Origin of the sequence: Acinetobacter sp. GD03645, from assembly GCF_029845285.1 — a bacterium.
GTDB classification, from domain to species: Bacteria; Pseudomonadota; Gammaproteobacteria; order Pseudomonadales; family Moraxellaceae; genus Acinetobacter; species Acinetobacter corruptisaponis.
Map to the genome: position 1 here is coordinate 49,719 of NZ_JAOCLL010000009.1, position 17,184 is coordinate 66,902.

At 43.2% G+C, this 17,184-nt stretch carries 20 protein-coding genes and 1 pseudogene; 16 read left to right on the top strand and 5 right to left on the bottom strand.

The window, feature by feature from the left end; all coding sequences use genetic code 11:
* Nucleotides 1-13: 13 nt before the first annotated feature.
* From N5J47_RS08935 to N5J47_RS08970, 8 genes are all read left to right on the top strand, one after another.
* The gene (locus tag N5J47_RS08935; RefSeq protein WP_267980282.1) at nucleotides 14-808 is read left to right on the top strand and encodes an SDR family oxidoreductase; all 795 of its coding nucleotides are present in this window, start codon (nucleotides 14-16) and stop codon (nucleotides 806-808) included.
* A gap of 12 nt (nucleotides 809-820) precedes the next feature.
* Entirely contained in the window at nucleotides 821-1,858 is a 1,038-nt protein-coding gene (locus N5J47_RS08940; protein ID WP_279959619.1) for a YCF48-related protein, read from the top strand.
* Between the two features lie 13 nt (nucleotides 1,859-1,871).
* Nucleotides 1,872-2,324, top strand: coding sequence for a VOC family protein (locus N5J47_RS08945; RefSeq protein WP_279959620.1), 453 nt, complete (start codon nucleotides 1,872-1,874; stop codon nucleotides 2,322-2,324).
* Between the two features lie 11 nt (nucleotides 2,325-2,335).
* A complete protein-coding gene (locus tag N5J47_RS08950; protein ID WP_279959621.1) occupies nucleotides 2,336-2,938 on the top strand; it encodes an amino acid synthesis family protein in 603 nt (200 codons plus the stop codon).
* A 312-nt stretch (nucleotides 2,939-3,250) separates the two neighbouring features.
* Entirely contained in the window at nucleotides 3,251-4,087 is an 837-nt protein-coding gene (locus N5J47_RS08955) for an alpha/beta hydrolase (RefSeq protein ID WP_279959622.1), read from the top strand.
* 34 nt (nucleotides 4,088-4,121) lie between these two features.
* Nucleotides 4,122-5,735, top strand: a complete 1,614-nt coding sequence (locus N5J47_RS08960; RefSeq protein WP_279959623.1) for a bifunctional 3-(3-hydroxy-phenyl)propionate/3-hydroxycinnamic acid hydroxylase — start codon at nucleotides 4,122-4,124, stop codon at nucleotides 5,733-5,735.
* Nucleotides 5,717-6,478: a fumarylacetoacetate hydrolase family protein gene (locus N5J47_RS08965; RefSeq protein WP_279959624.1), complete on the top strand. Its 762-nt coding sequence runs from the start codon at nucleotides 5,717-5,719 to the stop codon at nucleotides 6,476-6,478. Before N5J47_RS08960 ends, N5J47_RS08965 begins: the two co-directional genes overlap by 19 nt.
* Nucleotides 6,479-6,541: 63 nt before the next feature.
* A complete protein-coding gene (locus N5J47_RS08970; RefSeq protein ID WP_279959625.1) occupies nucleotides 6,542-8,005 on the top strand; it encodes an NAD-dependent succinate-semialdehyde dehydrogenase in 1,464 nt (487 codons plus the stop codon).
* Between the two features lie 67 nt (nucleotides 8,006-8,072).
* Here N5J47_RS08970 and N5J47_RS08975 read toward each other — a convergent pair.
* A pseudogene (locus tag N5J47_RS08975) lies at nucleotides 8,073-8,670 on the bottom strand (MFS transporter); the annotation flags it as partial.
* A gap of 340 nt (nucleotides 8,671-9,010) precedes the next feature.
* Between N5J47_RS08975 and N5J47_RS08980 the strand changes: the two are divergent.
* From N5J47_RS08980 to N5J47_RS08995, 4 genes are all read left to right on the top strand, one after another.
* Nucleotides 9,011-9,331, top strand: a complete 321-nt coding sequence (locus tag N5J47_RS08980; protein WP_279959626.1) for a metalloregulator ArsR/SmtB family transcription factor — start codon at nucleotides 9,011-9,013, stop codon at nucleotides 9,329-9,331.
* Between the two features lie 6 nt (nucleotides 9,332-9,337).
* Nucleotides 9,338-9,811, top strand: coding sequence for an arsenate reductase ArsC (locus N5J47_RS08985; RefSeq protein WP_279959627.1), 474 nt, complete (start codon nucleotides 9,338-9,340; stop codon nucleotides 9,809-9,811).
* 7 nt (nucleotides 9,812-9,818) lie between these two features.
* A complete protein-coding gene (arsB, locus tag N5J47_RS08990) occupies nucleotides 9,819-10,850 on the top strand; it encodes an ACR3 family arsenite efflux transporter (protein ID WP_279959628.1) in 1,032 nt (343 codons plus the stop codon).
* Nucleotides 10,851-11,023: 173 nt separating this feature from the next.
* Nucleotides 11,024-11,134, top strand: coding sequence for a hypothetical protein (locus N5J47_RS08995; RefSeq protein ID WP_279959629.1), 111 nt, complete (start codon nucleotides 11,024-11,026; stop codon nucleotides 11,132-11,134).
* Between the two features lie 103 nt (nucleotides 11,135-11,237).
* Here the strand turns inward: N5J47_RS08995 and N5J47_RS09000 are convergent, their stop codons facing one another.
* Nucleotides 11,238-11,975 (bottom strand): metalloprotease, encoded by a 738-nt coding sequence (locus N5J47_RS09000; protein WP_279959630.1) that lies wholly within the window; start codon nucleotides 11,973-11,975, stop codon nucleotides 11,238-11,240.
* An 83-nt stretch (nucleotides 11,976-12,058) separates the two neighbouring features.
* Between N5J47_RS09000 and N5J47_RS09005 the strand changes: the two genes are divergently transcribed.
* Together N5J47_RS09005 and N5J47_RS09010 are read left to right on the top strand one after the other, a co-directional pair.
* On the top strand, nucleotides 12,059-12,376 hold the full coding sequence (locus N5J47_RS09005; RefSeq protein WP_279959631.1) for an MGMT family protein: 318 nt from the start codon (nucleotides 12,059-12,061) through the stop codon (nucleotides 12,374-12,376).
* A 31-nt stretch (nucleotides 12,377-12,407) separates the two neighbouring features.
* Nucleotides 12,408-13,178: a barstar gene (locus N5J47_RS09010; protein ID WP_267980344.1), complete on the top strand. Its 771-nt coding sequence runs from the start codon at nucleotides 12,408-12,410 to the stop codon at nucleotides 13,176-13,178.
* Nucleotides 13,179-13,187: 9 nt separating this feature from the next.
* Here the strand turns inward: N5J47_RS09010 and N5J47_RS09015 are convergent, their stop codons facing one another.
* Together N5J47_RS09015 and N5J47_RS09020 are read right to left on the bottom strand one after the other, a co-directional pair.
* Nucleotides 13,188-13,625: a universal stress protein gene (locus tag N5J47_RS09015; protein ID WP_279959632.1), complete on the bottom strand. Its 438-nt coding sequence runs from the start codon at nucleotides 13,623-13,625 to the stop codon at nucleotides 13,188-13,190.
* Nucleotides 13,626-13,855: 230 nt separating this feature from the next.
* Nucleotides 13,856-14,479: a CatB-related O-acetyltransferase gene (locus N5J47_RS09020; protein ID WP_279959633.1), complete on the bottom strand. Its 624-nt coding sequence runs from the start codon at nucleotides 14,477-14,479 to the stop codon at nucleotides 13,856-13,858.
* Nucleotides 14,480-14,741: 262 nt separating this feature from the next.
* Between N5J47_RS09020 and N5J47_RS09025 the strand changes: the two genes are divergently transcribed.
* Both N5J47_RS09025 and N5J47_RS09030 read left to right on the top strand, forming a co-directional pair.
* Entirely contained in the window at nucleotides 14,742-15,710 is a 969-nt protein-coding gene (locus tag N5J47_RS09025; RefSeq protein ID WP_279959634.1) for a TauD/TfdA family dioxygenase, read from the top strand.
* Nucleotides 15,711-15,832: 122 nt separating this feature from the next.
* Entirely contained in the window at nucleotides 15,833-16,552 is a 720-nt protein-coding gene (locus N5J47_RS09030; protein WP_279959635.1) for a Crp/Fnr family transcriptional regulator, read from the top strand.
* A gap of 80 nt (nucleotides 16,553-16,632) precedes the next feature.
* Here the strand turns inward: N5J47_RS09030 and greA are convergent, their stop codons facing one another.
* Nucleotides 16,633-17,109 carry a transcription elongation factor GreA gene (gene greA / locus N5J47_RS09035; RefSeq protein WP_279959636.1) on the bottom strand — a complete coding sequence of 159 codons (477 nt, stop codon included), beginning with the start codon at nucleotides 17,107-17,109 and terminating at the stop codon, nucleotides 16,633-16,635.
* Nucleotides 17,110-17,184 lie beyond the last annotated feature (75 nt).

Consider the following 17,184-nt stretch of genomic DNA (forward strand, 5'->3'; position numbering starts at 1 on the left):
AAAGGATTAAAACATGGATTTAGAGCTAAAAGACCGAGTGGCGATTGTAACTGGCGGTGGCATGGGCATTGGTAAGGATGTTGCCCGTTTTCTGTCACAGGAGGGCTGTAAGGTGGTGATCTGCGCCCGTCGTATGAGCTATCTGGAAGAGGCGGCCAAAGAAATCTCTGCTGAGACTGGTAATGAGGTGTTGCCATTGTTCTGTGACACCACCGATATGCAGACGGTACAAAGTATGGTCGATCAAACCATGCAGCATTTTGGTCGTATTGATATTTTGGTCAATGGCGCAGCAGCGCCGTCAGGTGTGGTACGCAATGATATTGAACACGCTGAAGACCATGAATTGCTGGGTGATCTGGATACCAAAGTTATCGGTTATTTCCGTTGTACCAAGGCCGTTACCCCACATATGAAAAAAGGCGGCTTTGGTCGGGTGATTAATATCGGTGGTTTAACAGGTCGTGGCAGTAAGGTGATGTCGGGTATGCGTAACCTTGCGATTGCCCATATGACCAAAACCCTGTCAGACCAGCTTGGGCCATCTGGCATTACGGTTAACCTGATTCATCCTGGGGTGGTGGATACGCCGCATATTCAGGAACTGTATGAACGTGAGGGCGTGAAGCAGAACAAAACGCCTGAACAGGTGCGTCAGGGTTATATTGAGAATACGCCAATCCGCCGTACCCTTGCACCGATTGAAATGGGTTATCTGATTGGCTTCCTTGCCTCGCCTAAAGCGGGAGCGATTACGGGCGAGTCCATCGGGATTGATGGTGGCCTGACACGTGGCATCTTTATCTAAGGGAGAGCGGTTATGTCAAATGGAACATGGTTGGTTGCCACCGTTGGTCAGGCGGTCATCCGTAGTGGCGATGATGGTAAGTCATGGCACCGTCTGGGTGTCGGGCAAGACTTGGAGTTTGATGCCATTACCCGCTCTCTGTCACAAGACCCTGAGCAACATGAAATCATTTATGCAGGCACGGATATTGGTCTCTGTGTCAGCCATAACTGTGGTGGTAAATGGGAGCAAATGGATACCCCATTTAATGGACAAACCGTCTGGAAAGTTGCGGTTGACCCACAAAACCGACAAAGAATCTTTGTGGGGACAGGCGCACCCTCCCGTGCAGTGCTATGGCGGACGCTGGATGGTGGCAAGAGCTGGGATCGGGCACCTGTTGAAATTCCAGAGTTCTGTGAAGGAGTAAACCGTCCTCGCTTATTAGCATTTGCCTATGACCCAACCGATGCCAATAAAATCTGGTTCGGTCTGGAAGAAGGTGGCTTGTTTCACTCACAGGATGGTGGTGATACATGGCAGCGTTTAGATGACCGTTTACTTTGGGACTTTAACTCCGACATTCATACCATTGCGGTATTGCCAAACTACGGTCAAAAAGTGGTGGTGGTGGTCTGTGTCAATGCGGTGTACCGCAGTTTTGATGATGGACAGACATGGACAGGAATTATTGCCAAGGAAGAATTTGGCCTGTACTACATTCGAGCCATGTCAGCGCATCATCAAACACAGGACAGGGTCTATCTAAGCATTTCCGATGGTACGCCAGGCACCACCAGTAAGATTCTGGTATCCAAAGATGCCGCTGCAACATGGGAAGTGTTACCGTTACCGCAGCAACCTAACTCATGTATCTGGGCAATTCAGCAGAATTTTAACAACCCTGATCAGGTGATTGCAGGCACCAAATATGGTCATCTGTTCATCAGTGAAAATGGTGGCAATAGCTGGGTCAAGCAATGGCGTGAATTTAGTGAAATTGCTGATGTGCTATGGACACCTGCACAAACTGAAATCAAGGCATTGCATCAGTCGGTGATTCAAAAATAAGGGGAACCAGAAGATGAAAATCAAGGTATTGCGTACCCATCTTTCACTGTTTGTTCGTGATCCAGAACTGTCGGCCAAATGGTATGCCGATGTGCTAGGTATGGTTGAGCATGCCCGTGGCCCTGCATGGGTGATGATGAGTTTTGGCATCAAGCACCATGACATTGCCCTGATCAAGGCTGCTCCCGATGCACAGCAGGGCGGACTCGGCTTGCAGCACTATGGACTGGAAATCGAGGGCACATTTGAAACCCTGCAAAAACTGCATGGCATGCTGATCCAGAAAGGCGTTGAGGTGGTTAAGACTACAGACCATGCAGTGGGAAATGGCCTGTATTTCAATGACCCTGATGGCAATCGTCTGGAGTTCTTTCTGGAAACCATCCATGACGATGCTGAGGCGATCAAGGCTTTTCATGATGCGGGTGCGCCAAGCAACCCAATTGAAATTAAACCTATTTTTTAAACGGTTCTGATATGAAACAAGCAAATTTTGAACATTACCATATCCGTAAATGGTACAGCTTTGTAGAAGAAACGCTGGCGAATGAAAGTGGTGTGCTGGCAGATGGCGAACCAATTTATAAATATGCGGTTGCTGCTGCCATTCATAACCCGTTTGCAGGTCAATTCCAGCAAGACCTGAATACACTGATTGAGAAATCACCTGAACTGGGACGTGAGTTTGGTCGCCGCATACAGGATTTGGCCCAGGGCCGTGCCATTGAAAGTTATGGTAAAGCGATATTGGTCGGTATGAACAGTGAATATGAACACGGCAATGCTTTCCTGACCAATCCTGCGGCTAACCCAGTACGGGATGCGATTGGTGGGGGTAAGTCATGGGTGCCATCAACAGGAAAACGGGGTGTGGCGGGCACCATCATTGATGTGCCACTGGCCCATAAAGATGCGCTGTATGTACGTTCACACTATGACACTTTTTCTTTATCGTTTAATGATGCGCCCAACAACGATGAGATTATTGTGATCTGGGCCTTTGCTACCCGTGGACGTTTACATGCCCGTTTAGGTGGTTTGAAAGCCTCTGAAATCAAGGGTGAAGATGGGTTGAATTAAAACGCCAATTTTCATCATTAACTGAACCTGAGTTCGGCAAGAAATACGATACTCGGAAACGTCATCCGCAACTGTTTGAGGCAGGACTTCATTAATAACGTGTTGTTTCTGCGATTGATTAAGTGAGCTGACGTTAGTCAACGAGTTTTGCGGATGACAATGCCTTTGCTTACTTTGGGCGAAACCAAAGTAAGTCTAGCTGAAAGCTTATCCTGAAATTGGATGAGAACTCGGCACGACTCCGTAAAGACCTGTATTTATTTCAATAGATTTACAACAGAGCTGACTTAATTAATTTCAAGGCAGGACATTATGCAAACAGGAAGTCATTTTTTTAAAAATCGTAGTGGGCTAAAACTGCATTATTTAAGCTGGGGACAACCTGAACAGCCTGTCATCATCATGTTGCATGGCTTACGCTCCTATGCAGCCACATGGCATCTGCTTGCACCATTGCTGGCAGAACGATTCTATGTGGTGGCACTGGACCAGCGTGGGCGTGGACAAAGCGACTGGGCGGAATATTCCACTTACCAGACGGAATACTATGTGCATGACCTTGAAGACCTAATGGCAGAATTAAACATTGATCAGGTCATTCTGTTGGGCCACTCTTTAGGAGGCACCAATGCACTTGAATTTACCCGCTTACATCCTGAACAGGTGCGGGCGCTGATTGTTGAGGATATTGGGCCAGGCTCATCCATACAGGGCGATGGTGCGGAACGAATCCGACGTGAAATGCAGACCACACCACTGTCCTTTAACTCATGGGATGAGGCGGCTGCATTCTGGAAAAAGCTGCGTCCATTGATTGATGAGCAGGGCATTCAATCCCGCCTGCAACATACGCTGGTGGAAAAACAGGGGCAGATTCATTGGCGACATGATCAGGAGGGCATTGCCAAGGCACGTTTGACTTTTCCCTCGATTGACCTGTGGCCTGCGGTTGAAAGTTTGAATTGTCCGACCTTATTCATCAAAGGTGGCCTGTCTGATTTTCTGTCTGCTCAGACGCTTCAGCAAATCAGGGCAAAGAAACATCATGTGCAGGCGGTGGAAATTGCGGGTGCATCGCATTATGTCCATGATGATCAAACTGAGCAGTTCAACCAGACGGTACAGGATTTTTTAAATCAACTGGCTTAGCTGGCACAAAGACAAAAGGAATGGAGCAATAGGCATGAAGCAGGAACAAACACAGGTTGTCATTGTAGGTGGTGGGCCAAACGGTATTGCGCTGGCGCATTATATGGGCATGTATGGAATTCAGAGCATTGTGCTGGAAATGAATCCAGACATTTTGCCTTATCCCCGTGCGGTGGGCATGGATGATGAAGCCCTGCGTGTATTGCAAACCATTGGTGTGGCGAATGAAGTGGTGAAAGACATGATCCACAATGTGCCATTGCGCTACTACAATGCCCGTGGTGTTTGTTTTGCCGAGGTCAAACCCTCTGTTGCCGACTATGGCTGGCCAATGCGAAACATCTTTATGCAGCAGCTTTTAGAAAAATCCATGAGGGAGATGTTGCAGCAATACCCGCATGTTGAGCTGCGTTCAGGCCATGAAATGCTGGACATTTCCCAGACCGATACAGAGGCCACGGTTGAGGTCAAAGACCCGAATGGTGACATTTACCAGATTTCTGCCAAGTATGTGATTGGTGCGGATGGTGGCCGTTCCAGTGTGCGTAAAAAAGTCGGCATACAATTGAATGGTCTGACCCATCCACATAAATGGATTGTGGTCGATGCTGCCCATGATTCGCTGGATGCGCCTTATACCGCCCTGCATGCTGATCCAGACCGTCCATTTGTCTGCATCTATCTGCCTTATCAGCAGCGTCGCTGGGAATTTATGCTGTTTGAGGGTGAAGATGAAGAAAGCATGTGCAAGGAAGACAATATTCGTCAATTGATCCGTAATCATATTGGCGATGCAGTGGATGAGCTGGACATTATCCGTATCCGTGCCTATACGCATAACTCACGGGTTGCCAACCGCTTTATTGATGGGCGGGTCATCCTAATTGGTGATGCGGCACATATTACCCCACCGTGGGCAGGTCAGGGACTTAATTCAGGTATTCGTGATGTCGGCAATATCGCATGGAAACTGGCTGCGGTGTTAAAAGGGTATGCCTCGGAAAAAATCATTGCCAGCTATGACGATGAACGACGCACCCACGCCACAGAACTGGTTGCCTTGGCGGATAATATGGGTATGGTACTGGGTCTGACCAATCCATTGATGGCAGGGGTACGGGACTGGTTATTTCAGGCCTTTAACAATGTTGATGCCTTACGGAGCCATCTGGTTGAGTTTAAGTTCAAGCCGAAACCATTTATCCATAAAGGTCTGGTCTATCATCCACGTCCACATATCAAGGAAACTGATGTGGTGGGGAAAATATTTATTCAGCCGCAAGTGGAAGATCATTCCGCACATAAGCTGAAGTTTGATGAAATTCTTGGGCAATGGTATGCGGTGATTGCATTTCGTAAAGACCCTCTGTCCTCACTTTCTGAACAAACCCGCCAGTTCTGGCAAAGCCGTAACACCCGTTTTATTCAGGTCAACCGTGCCAAAAGCGGTTTCAACCGCAACCAGCCTTTAACTGCTTCGCAGCAGGTCATCTGTGTCGAAGATGTGGAACGTAAACTGGAAGACTGGTTTGAAAATGCCCGTGATGAAGTGGTGATTGTCCGTCCAGACCGTTTTATTGCAGCCACCTGTTCCATTGAAAAACTTGAAGAGACACTGGAGAAACTGGCATGTCAACTGATCAACTAACCGAGTTGCAACATCGTTTACTGGATGCTCGTATGGAGCGACACTGTCTCGATGCAACCGTGTTTGAATCCGTTGCAATGGATCAGGCCTATGCCATTCAGTCGCAGTTGATTCAGCAATATTGCCATGAAACTGCAAGTACGGTATCTGGATGGAAAGTTGCATTGTCTGGGGCGCCCGCCAAGGCCAAATACGGATTACAACAGCCTGTTTATGGACATCTTTGTGCCGATATGCAACTGGCAAATGGTAGTTGTATCGAACTTGCCCAATTGTACCAGCCTAAACTGGAAGTTGAATTGGCCTTTATTTTAAAGCAAGCCCTCAGCGGTGCGGACTGTACCGATGCCGAGTTGCTGGCAAAAGTGGGGTCAATCCGCCCAGCCATTGAGATTGCGGATACACGCTGGCTGAACTGGCAATTTAATCTGGGGCAATTTCTGGCGGACAATTCGGCAGCACAGTTCTATGTGCTGGGCGATGAAGTGGATGTATCAATCCATGATTTAGATATTCATTCACTGATTGAACATGCCAATGTCGAGCTAACCGTCACCACCCAGCCAGAAGATCAACCCATCCGTAACTATCTCTGGCTGGTTCGTACCTTATTGGCACAGCATAAAAGCCTACAAGCAGGTGAGGTGATTCTCACAGGTTCAATCATTCGTCCGATGGACTTAAAGGCTGGGCAATATCAGTTTCAGGTGCTTGGACAACAAGTTTCACTAAAGGTCACTTGAATCAGTCAGGATTGCTGTTAAAAATAAGAGAAGCTCAATGTTTGACAATAGGGAAACAAGAATATGGTACAGTTGAATGATCACGGTTTATTAAAGTCACAGGCATTGATCAACGGTCAGTGGCAGGATGCAATCTCTGGTCAGACCCTAAGCGTGACCAATCCCGCGACAGGCGAAAGCATTGGCACTGTACCCAAAATGGGCAAACAGGAAGCGCTGGATGCGGTTGCTGCGGCTGAGCAGGCATTGACCTTTTGGCGTAAAAAAAGTGCCAAGGAACGTAGCAAGATTTTACGCCAGTGGTTTGACCTGATCATGCAGCATCAGGATGATTTGGCCTATATTCTCACTCTGGAACAGGGTAAGCCCTTGAGTGAAGCCAAAGGTGAAATCGCTTATGGTGCAGCCTATATTGAATGGTTTGCCGAAGAAGCCAAACGGGTGTATGGCGATATCATTCCCTCAAATGGTTCTGATCAAAAGATTCTTGTGAATAAGCAACCGATTGGTGTTTGTGCTGCAATTACGCCGTGGAATTTTCCCAATGCCATGATCACCCGTAAGGTTGCACCAGCATTGGCGGCAGGTTGTACCATCATTGTCCGTCCAGCCTCGCAAACCCCATTGTCTGCCTTTGCGATTGCAGAGCTTGCCTTGCGTGCAGGTATTCCAGCAGGGGTATTTAATGTCATCACAGGTGGTTCCACCGAAATTGGTGAAGTACTGACCACTGATGAGCGTGTGCAGAAGTTTAGTTTCACAGGTTCAACCGAGGTGGGTAAAAAGCTGATTGCTCAATGCGCCTCAACAGTTAAAAAAGTCTCGATGGAACTGGGTGGCAATGCACCGTTTATTGTGTTTGATGATGCCGATCTGGATGCTGCGGTAAAAGGCGCGATTGCCAGCAAATTCCGTAATGCAGGCCAGACCTGTGTCTGTGCCAACCGTATATATGTGCAGTCAGGGATTTATGACCTGTTTATAGAAAAACTCTCTGAGGCGGTAAAACAGTTCAAGGTCGGTAATGGTATGGAGGCTGGGATAGATTTTGGCCCAGTGATTGACAGTGCGGCGATTCGCAAAGTGGAAGAACATATTGAGGATGCAGTCAGCAAGGGCGCTCAGGTGGTGCTGGGTGGAAAACCCCATCCTTTGGGCAAACTGTTCTTTGAACCAACCATTGTCAAAGATGTTACGGCTGACATGAAAGTAGCCAAAGAAGAAACCTTTGGCCCTTTGGCACCTATATTTAAGTTTGAAACTGAGGAGGAAGTGGTGGGCTATGCCAATGATACCGAGTTTGGTTTGGCATCCTATTTCTACACTCAGGATTTAGGTAGGGCAATGCGTGTTTCTGATGCGCTGGAATACGGCATGGTGGGGCTGAATACAGGGATTTTGTCCAATGAAGTCGCGCCGTTTGGTGGAGTCAAGCAATCAGGTTTAGGGCGTGAAGGCTCTAAATATGGCATTGAGGATTATTTGGAAATTAAATATGTGTTGCTGGCTGGTTTAGAGAATAGATAAGGATTGTATCATCGAGTTTTATGAGAGGAAAAATATTAAATTTTCCTCTCAGTGCTATTCAGGTCTTGATGGGAGGTAGGGACGGTATGGTTTTAACTTGCCAGAGTAGGGCAATGGGAACAATACAAAAGAAAGCACCACGCCAACCAATCATTGAACTCAAAAAAACTGCCTAATGGTGCTGCAATTGTGGTGGCTAAGGCATTGCCGCCGTTTAAAAGTCCCAATGCTTTTGGTACATCATTGAAAGGCACCAGTCGTATCACAATGGCTGTGGACATTGACCAAAAACCACCAATCACAATGCCTAGAATTGCCCGTCCCAACATAAATAAAATGGAGCTGTGGGCAAAAGTGATAATGATTCCAGATAGTATCATCAGAAACGTTAGTCCCAACATCACGGAACGGCGATCCCATTTACGAGTTAATTTGCTAATGGTCAAACTGGTCATGACGGCAAAAATCCCTGAAATTGCAATCGCTTGTCCGACCTGCCCCTCAGTCATCTTGAGGTCAAATGCAATCGGTGTCAGCAAACTCACGGGCATAAACTCAGAGGCGATTAGAACCGCGCAACATAGCGACATCACGATCACTGCACTCCATGTAGGCGTACTCGGCCTTAGATCGGTTGTAGATTGTTTCTCAATAGAAAAAGACATACATATCCTGCTTTAAAAAGCATTTAGAATTTGGAGCTAGAAAGCAGGACACACTAGCAAATCATCAGGTTATGAGTTAGGTGTCTTTATTGAATAGAGTCATGAATTATCTGCATGAATAGATCAAGAAAGTTGTCATTGATAGGAAATAAATTTAATATATGGAATTGCATATATGTGTTAAAACATATATAAAGATGTAAATAGATCGAATCTAGTATTTATACAATACGTCTATTTATTAAAAGATTGACCATTCATATAAAAGTGGCGATCAAAAAATTTAGTGGTTTATCTTATATATATGCTTATCTATATATGCAAATAAATGGGAGTGAATATGGATCAGGTAACTTTCTTTAAATGCTTGTCAGATGAAACCCGTCTTAACATTGTGACTTTAGTTGCTGAAAATAAAGAGCTGTGTGTATGTGACCTCACGGAAAAATTACAGTTAAGCCAACCCAAGATTTCAAGGCATCTTGCCTTGTTGCGTGCTTCAGGATTGTTGCAGGATAGGCGACAAAGCCAATGGGTGTATTACAGCATCAATTCACAGTTGCCAGCGTGGTGCCATGACATTTTAACGATCTTGGTTGCTCATCCACCAAAAAACCTCTCTACATTAGCAGCATGTCATACCCCAAATTATTGTGAGTAATCCATCATGAAATTTCTTTTTTTATGCACTGGAAACAGTTGTCGTAGCATTTTGTCTGAAGTGCTGTTTAACAGTCGCGCACCTGAAAGCTGGCAAGCGTACAGTGCAGGTAGCAAACCCTCTGGACAGGTACATCCATTGACCATTGAAACTTTGCAGAATCTCGGGCTTTCGACCAATGGCTTGTGGAGCAAAACCATTGCTGACTGTGAACAATATCAGCCTGATGTGGTGATCACTGTTTGTGATTCAGCAGCGCAGGAAGCTTGTCCGCTTTATTTAGGTGGAGCGATCAAGGCACATTGGGGATTGGCTGACCCATCGCATTTAGATTTACCGAAAGAGCAAAAGTTACAGGCATTTCAGCTAACAGTAAACCACATCAATCGCCGTTTAGATGTTTTATTTGCATTAGATACGGCAAATATGACCCGTCCTGAATTGATTGCTGCAATCAATCAAATCTCAAACATCGAATGAGAATGTCATGGTTCAGCAAAGACTGTCATTTTTAGATCGTAACCTGACGCTATGGATTTTTATTGCGATGGGGGTGGGGATTGCGATCGGTGTGTTTTTACCTCAAGCTTCCATTACTTTAGACAAAATGAGTGTGGATTCTGTCAATATTCCAATTGCGATTGGCTTGATTCTGATGATGTATCCACCTCTAGCCAAGGTGGACTATGCCGCTCTGCCACAAGTGTTTAAAGATAAGAAAACCTTAACTTTATCGCTGGTACAGAACTGGCTGATTGCACCTGTATTGATGTTTGTGCTGGCAATCGTATTTTTGCATGATTATCCAGAATATATGACAGGGCTTATCCTGATCGGTTTGGCCCGCTGTATTGCTATGGTGCTGGTCTGGAATGGCTTGGCCTGTGGTGATAACCAATATGTAGCTGCGCTGGTGGCATTTAACAGTATTTTCCAGATTCTATTCTTTAGCAGTTACGCATGGTTGTTCCTTACATTCTTGCCACCTTTTTTTGGAATTACAGGGCAAGTCATCCATGTTGATTTTTGGACCATTACCCATGCAGTATTGGTGTACTTGGGGATTCCATTTTTCCTTGGTTTTATGACTCGATTCAGTCTCGTGAAAGCTAAAGGTTTGGATTGGTATCAAAATGTCTTTTTACCCAAGATCAGCCCACTCAGTTTGCTTGCACTTCTATTTACCATTGTGGCAATGTTCAGCCTAAAAGGTGGTGATGTCGTGAGTTTACCGCTAGATGTGATCCGTATTGCCATTCCATTGACTATTTATTTTGTACTGATGTTTTTCATCAGTTTCTTTATGAGCAGGGCAATGGGAAATAATTATCCACGTACAACCGCAATTTCATTTACCGCAGCAGGCAATAATTTTGAATTGGCTTTGGCGGTTGCAATTGCGACTTTTGGCTTGGCTTCACCTGTTGCATTTACAACAGTCATTGGGCCTTTGGTGGAAGTACCAGTATTAATTTCATTGGTAACGGTTTCACTGTGGTTGAAAAAGCAGTATTTTTAAAAATGACATGTCTGCTGATTTAGCAAGCAGCATTTTTTATTCGTAGATGCCATTCTTATAACAGATCGGTTTGTTTGAACTGGTCTGTTATATTTTTTTAAATGGATTTTGTGTCTATTCTTGTTTTGTATATTCATCCAGAATCTAGCTTAGATAAGATTTGGGAGCTGAATATGAGTTTTTTAAAAAAGAAAAATAATGCCGCTTTTGTATTCTTTATCATCACACTTTACGCATTTCTAGGCTTTGGAATCGGCTTTATCATTTGGGAATATGTTTTATAAGACAGGGCATGATCTAGCTAGGCTGATCGCTATGGATTGATTAGTGATATAGGCAAGCTAATCGTCAAATCTTAATCGTACAGAACTGATCGTTATCGTTGAGTTAGTGCAATAGGCCATAACTCTCCATGATTTTTGAATATTGTTCCCGATTAAAGCCCAGATTCCTTAAACCACCACTTCCCAGACCACAGTCATAACTGCTCATGATATTGGTCGGAGTTTTTTTGGTGGCATTGGGTGAACAAACATGATTTAAGCCAAATGCATGACCCATTTCATGTGGTGTAGCGGCCTGAGTTTGATAATTTAGTCGCTCCCAGTCAATCAGGATAAAAGGTCGTCCCTGATTGCGAAAACCCCAACTGGTAATATCATTGTATTTCAGCTTCTCAGTGTAGGAATCATAAATAATAAACAGCACTTCCTTAGACTTCCTACGAGGGAAACACTGCTTTACTGCCGCAGGAATACGATCTGTCGCAATGGGTTGAGGCTGGTTGAGGAGATTGGCCAAATCGCAGTGACGCTTACTGAAATTTTGATAGGAATAGTAGCGATAAGGCTTGAACCTAAAGATTTTATTATTATTTTCATCAACAAAATATTGATTCAGGATTTGAATCTCTTTCATCATCTGTGCTGTATGATCAAATTCTCTCGCCTTTGGGTTGTTTGTTGTAAAAACAAAGCTTACATGCACAACAGGTAGGTTTAGATTTTCTTCTGGGCGTGGGGGAGCAGAGTATCTTTCAAGCTCAGTATAGTTTTTATTTGAAGTGCTACAGGAAATACAGAGTAAGGCGGCAAGAGAAAAAGGAATAATATTCTTATTCAACATGATGTATCCTCTGATTTTATCTCATTGTTCTTTTTTATTTTGCTCAATGGGATTGATCATAGCAGAGTTTTGGACTTTCTTTTATGTCAGATACCAATGAACTACATCGACAAATTCTGCAAGTGATTGCCCTGATTCCTGATGGAAAGGTGGCAAGTTATGGACAAATTGCCAAACTCGCAGGATTGCCTAAACATGCACGTTTAGTGGGTTATGTTTTAAAGCATTTAGATAAGGAAAGTCAGATTCCGTGGTATCGGGTGATTAACTCGCAGGGAAAGATCAGTGTCACCCGTATGGATGAGAAAGGAAATAATGTCCAACAGGATTTACTGGAAGCAGAGGGTGTTTACTTGCTGAATGGTAAAGTCAGTCTAAAAAAATTTGGTTGGCAGCCTTAATATTGAGTCATCTATAATGATTAACACACAAATGAAAATTGAGTTTGTACAGCATGATTTTGAAAATGAAATAGATCATGTGATCTATTCCTTAGCTGTTAATGATTGTTATTATGATAGTGAGCAGATTGTTTTTAAAAATTGTTTATCTGAACCTATTTTGCAAGAAATGATGGAGCTGAAACTCTTAACTCGACATAAAAAACAAGATTTTTTAGGTATTTTTCTGATTTGTCATCAGGAAAGTAGAAATCAGTTAATTAGCGATCACCTATATTTTTCTTTTGATTTTGCTTATAAAGAAAATAATCTTATTATTTATAATGATAAAGAAGAATCACAAGAACTTTATAGCGATCAGGAATATTCTGATTTAGATTGTTTTTTTAAAAGAAAAGAGTTGATTTTTAAATATTTAAACCACGAATGTGGTGAAAAATATTGGTTTAATTTAAATCTATTTGAGAAAACGTGTTGGTTACATATTGCTTTCTTGCTTACTAGATTAGAAAATGATGAGTCTGAAAAAGTCAAAGAAATTATATTGGATGGGTTTTACATTCAATCTAGGTTGGATTTATATTGTTATATCGGTGAAGAAGTCTGTGGTGTGTTGGGTTATATGGGAGCTAACTTTTCAGCAATGAGGGATTGTTTAGATGGAAGTTTTAGACCAATTCAATATCCTTTACGCATCGTATGGAAAAATTTTGATTATTCAAAAGAAAAATTTGACCAAAATGATGATATTCAATATGTAATTGATCTATTATCTCAATATGCTGATTTGCAAGTTTGTTAATTGTACAACTTAACGAACAATCAGCACTGGAATATGGCTTTCACCCAATACCTTTTGCGCCACACTTCCCAGAATAAATTTTTTAAAACCTGTTCTACCATGTGAACCCATAATAATCAAATCCGCACCCAGATTTTGAGCAGCATTGATGATCTCTTGAGGTACAGAAAAACCCTCCAGAATCTGTGTAGCAACCGTTAAGCCCAGCTCTTCAAATTTCTGCTCGGCTTTTGCCAGATTTTCTTCCACATAACCACGAACACGCTCAATTAAATCATTGCTTTGACCAAATCGAACATAGGTATCGGCTAAATATGGGTCCAATGCCATCACCTCAACCACAGTAATTTCACTGTTGAGCGCTTTGGCAAGTTGAGCTGCTTGCTGAATGACATTGACCGAAATTTCTGAGTCATCAATCGCAACGAGGATTTTTTGATAAGTCATGTTTATTACTCCTTATTATTCCATTTTAAGATTCAGCAGGTTTATAAATATTTGTATAAAATAAGATCTATATTTTTATGGTAACCCTATTCTTGAAAGAATAAAACCTAGTATTTTTATAGGGATAGAGAATTTACTTATCTGTATTTAGGAAAAATGGCTAAAATAAAATTATGTGAAATTTCTATGAATATGAGAAGTACAGGATATCAATAAGTTATCTTCATCATTTATAAGTTTTCTTGAAGAAAACTCTTTAGATAATCAATATTATCTGTTTGTAACAGTTCACGTATTTTTAAAAATTGCCTTTCATCTAAATCATAAAGTTTGAGTGCAAGCAGTTTTTCTATATCTTGTGGAGAAAAGCGGTACTTCATTACTTTGGCGGGAACACCAGCAACAATCGCATAGGGTGGTACATCCTGGGTAACCACAGCACCTGTTGCGACCACTGCTCCTTCACCAAGTTTTACTCCCTGCATAATCATGGCGCGACTGCCAATCCAGCAACCATCTTCAATGATGGTATCTCCAGCAGGCAAAAAACTACGTGTATCAAAGGGAAAGGTTGAAATCCAGTCTGGTCGGTGCAACTGATTACCGCCCATCATGATCACACATTCGGCCCCAAAGCAGACAAAGTTGCCAATATAAAGCTGGTCAATCGGTTTATCAGGTGTGGAGGCTTTGTCATGTAGATAACGCACCACACAACGCTCAAAACCCTGATCCCAATAGGCTGAATAATAAGAATAATTACCCTTGATATGAATATTGGGATTCTTCACTGTTTTAGAAATAAATTCGAATTCACACCAGTGTTTGACAGGAGAATTAATTGTGTTGGGCATAGAGCATTAGAAAAATGAAAGGGCTGGATGCTGATCATTAAAATTTTAGGCCTAGATTCAAAAATAATGAAAGCAGGGACAAAATTTACCTGATTCAGGTTTGAATAGGGTTATGAAAAAAACGATAAAGTTTAGCATTAATATTCCGTAAAAGTGTTAACTCTTTTACAGACTGCTTCCTCTGCATTAAAACATACTTGGCTGGTGATTTTATTTCATAAAAATATTTATTTGAATTTATCTCCATAGAGGAAATAACGATATGAGCCAGTTAGACATTACCAGCCAGAAAAAGCCGAAATATGAATATCAGCATATTCAGGTAAAACCTGTCACAGGAAGAATCGGTGCGGAAATTTCGGGTGTGGCACTCAGCGCAGCGTTAGATCAGGACGTTGTAAGCGAAATCAATCAGGCATTGCTGGATTATAAAGTGGTGTTTTTTCGTGGGCAGCAGCATCTGGACGATTTAGGGCAGGAAGCCTTTGCCCGATTGTTGGGGGAACCACTTAACCATCCAAGTGTGCCAATCAAGGGCGGTACTGAACACACCCTGGCGATTGATTCTCGTGATGGGCGTGCCTCCTCATGGCATACCGACATTACCTTTCTGCCAAACTACCCGAAATACACCATTTTAAAAAACGTGGTCGCACCTGATGTTGGTGGGGATACCGTTTGGGCAAATACCACCGCAGCTTATGAAGACCTGACACCAGAACTGAAAACGCTGGCGGAAAGCCTGCGTGCAGTTCATACCAATGTTTATGATTATGCCAATAAGGCAGCTTCTGCCGCAGAGTCGGAGGGACGTAAACTGTTTACCACTGCCGTTGAAATTGAAACTGAGCACCCATTGGTGCGTGTACATCCTGAAACGGGTGAAAAAACCTTAGTGCTGGGGCATTTCTTTAAACAGTTTAGTGGCCTGAACAATGAAAATTCACGTCTACTGTTTACTTTATTCCAGAACCATATTGTACGCTGGGAAAATGTCGTGCGCTGGCGCTGGGCAGTGGGTGATGTGGCAATTTGGGATAACCGCGCCACACAACACCGCGCAATTGATGACTATGGCAGTGAGCTGAGAATTGCTTCCCGCGTTACCTTGGAGGGTGATATTCCTGTTGGAGTGGATGGTTGTCCAAGTAAAATCATTAAAAATGTGGTCAATCAGGATATTAGTGAACTAAGAAAAGATGAGGGACGGATTTATAAAAAAGTCTCTTGAGCATAAGCCAGTCTTGCCTTGGGGAATCCATAAAAACGGATAAAATTAGTGAAAAATAATCGTTTGTTTGTATAAGCAATGGGCCTAGTATTTTGTAGATATTAGGTCTTTTTTGAATAAATATGCTTGCCATTGGTCATGTCTCCAACACTAGACAAAGGTTGGAATTGATTCTGGAGCAGGATGATGTCTTTAAGGCATTTGCTTCTGATACCCAACAATTACTATTGCAGCAGGTCTCTTTTCGCCGTTTCCGATCTGGACAGTTGATTTTGAGTCATCAGCAGACAGTGGCGGATATCTATGTCTTGCTAAATGGTTCTTTACAGGTGGGCTGGTTACAGAATAATGGACAGCTTAAGGTAGTGAATTATACAGCTAATTATTCAGCTTTTAATCTGGTGTCATTTTTGCAGAAAAAACCTATTAATTATGATTTTTTTGCAGTGGGACAGGTCGATATTGCGGTCTTGTCGGGACAGGTTTTTTTAGAACAGTTACAACAGCAGCCACAGGCAATGTGGCAGATTCTACAACTGCTCAGCCAGCGTATGTATAGCCTGTTTGAGCAGTCCAGATATACCCATACCGCCAATTCCACCCAGCATATTGCCTATTATCTTGAGCAGCTTGCCAGACAATATGGTAAGGAAAGTAACAATCGCTGTTCCATTCGCCTACGGATGACGCAACAGGATTTTGCTGAGTTATTTGGTATTTCACGACAGACCTTGGCAAAAAAACTACAACCATTTTTAAGGCAGGGCATCCTGGAATGGAATTATAGCCAGATCCATATTCTGGATATTCAGCAACTCAGACAGTTATGCAGGTTGGAATAAGATTTTATAATTAAAGCGATATTTGTAAAATATAAAAAACAAAACCCCTCAGATTGAGGGGTTAAGATCATGTAGGAATATTACAGGTATTCCACACTGATAATTTCGTATTCAACTTCACCCTGCGGTGTCTGAATTTTTGCCTCATCACCCTCGTTTTTGCCTAACAGGCCACGGGCGATTGGGGAGTTAACGGAGATTTTATTAATTTTAAAATCTGCTTCGTCATCACCTACGATCTTGTAGGTTTTACGCTCTTCCGTGTCCAGGTTCCCGATGGTAACCGTCACACCAAAAACCACACGGCCTGTTTGCTCAAGTTCCTTAACATCAATCACCTGACAAGCACCAAGCTTTCCTTCGATGTCCTGGATACGCCCTTCACAGAAACCCTGCTGTTCACGGGCTGCATGGTATTCAGCATTTTCCTTGAGGTCACCGTGTTCACGGGCCTCAGCAATCGCCTGTGTGATGCGAGGGCGGTCCACTGTTTTTAACTGTTGTAATTCTTTCTCTAAGGCAGCCTTGCCTTCAGGAGTCATTGGATAACGTTGCATTTTAGTCCCCTCTAAATTGGTTGGGAAAATACAGGATTAAAAAAAGAAAAAGCCCGCCACCGATAAGGTGGCGGG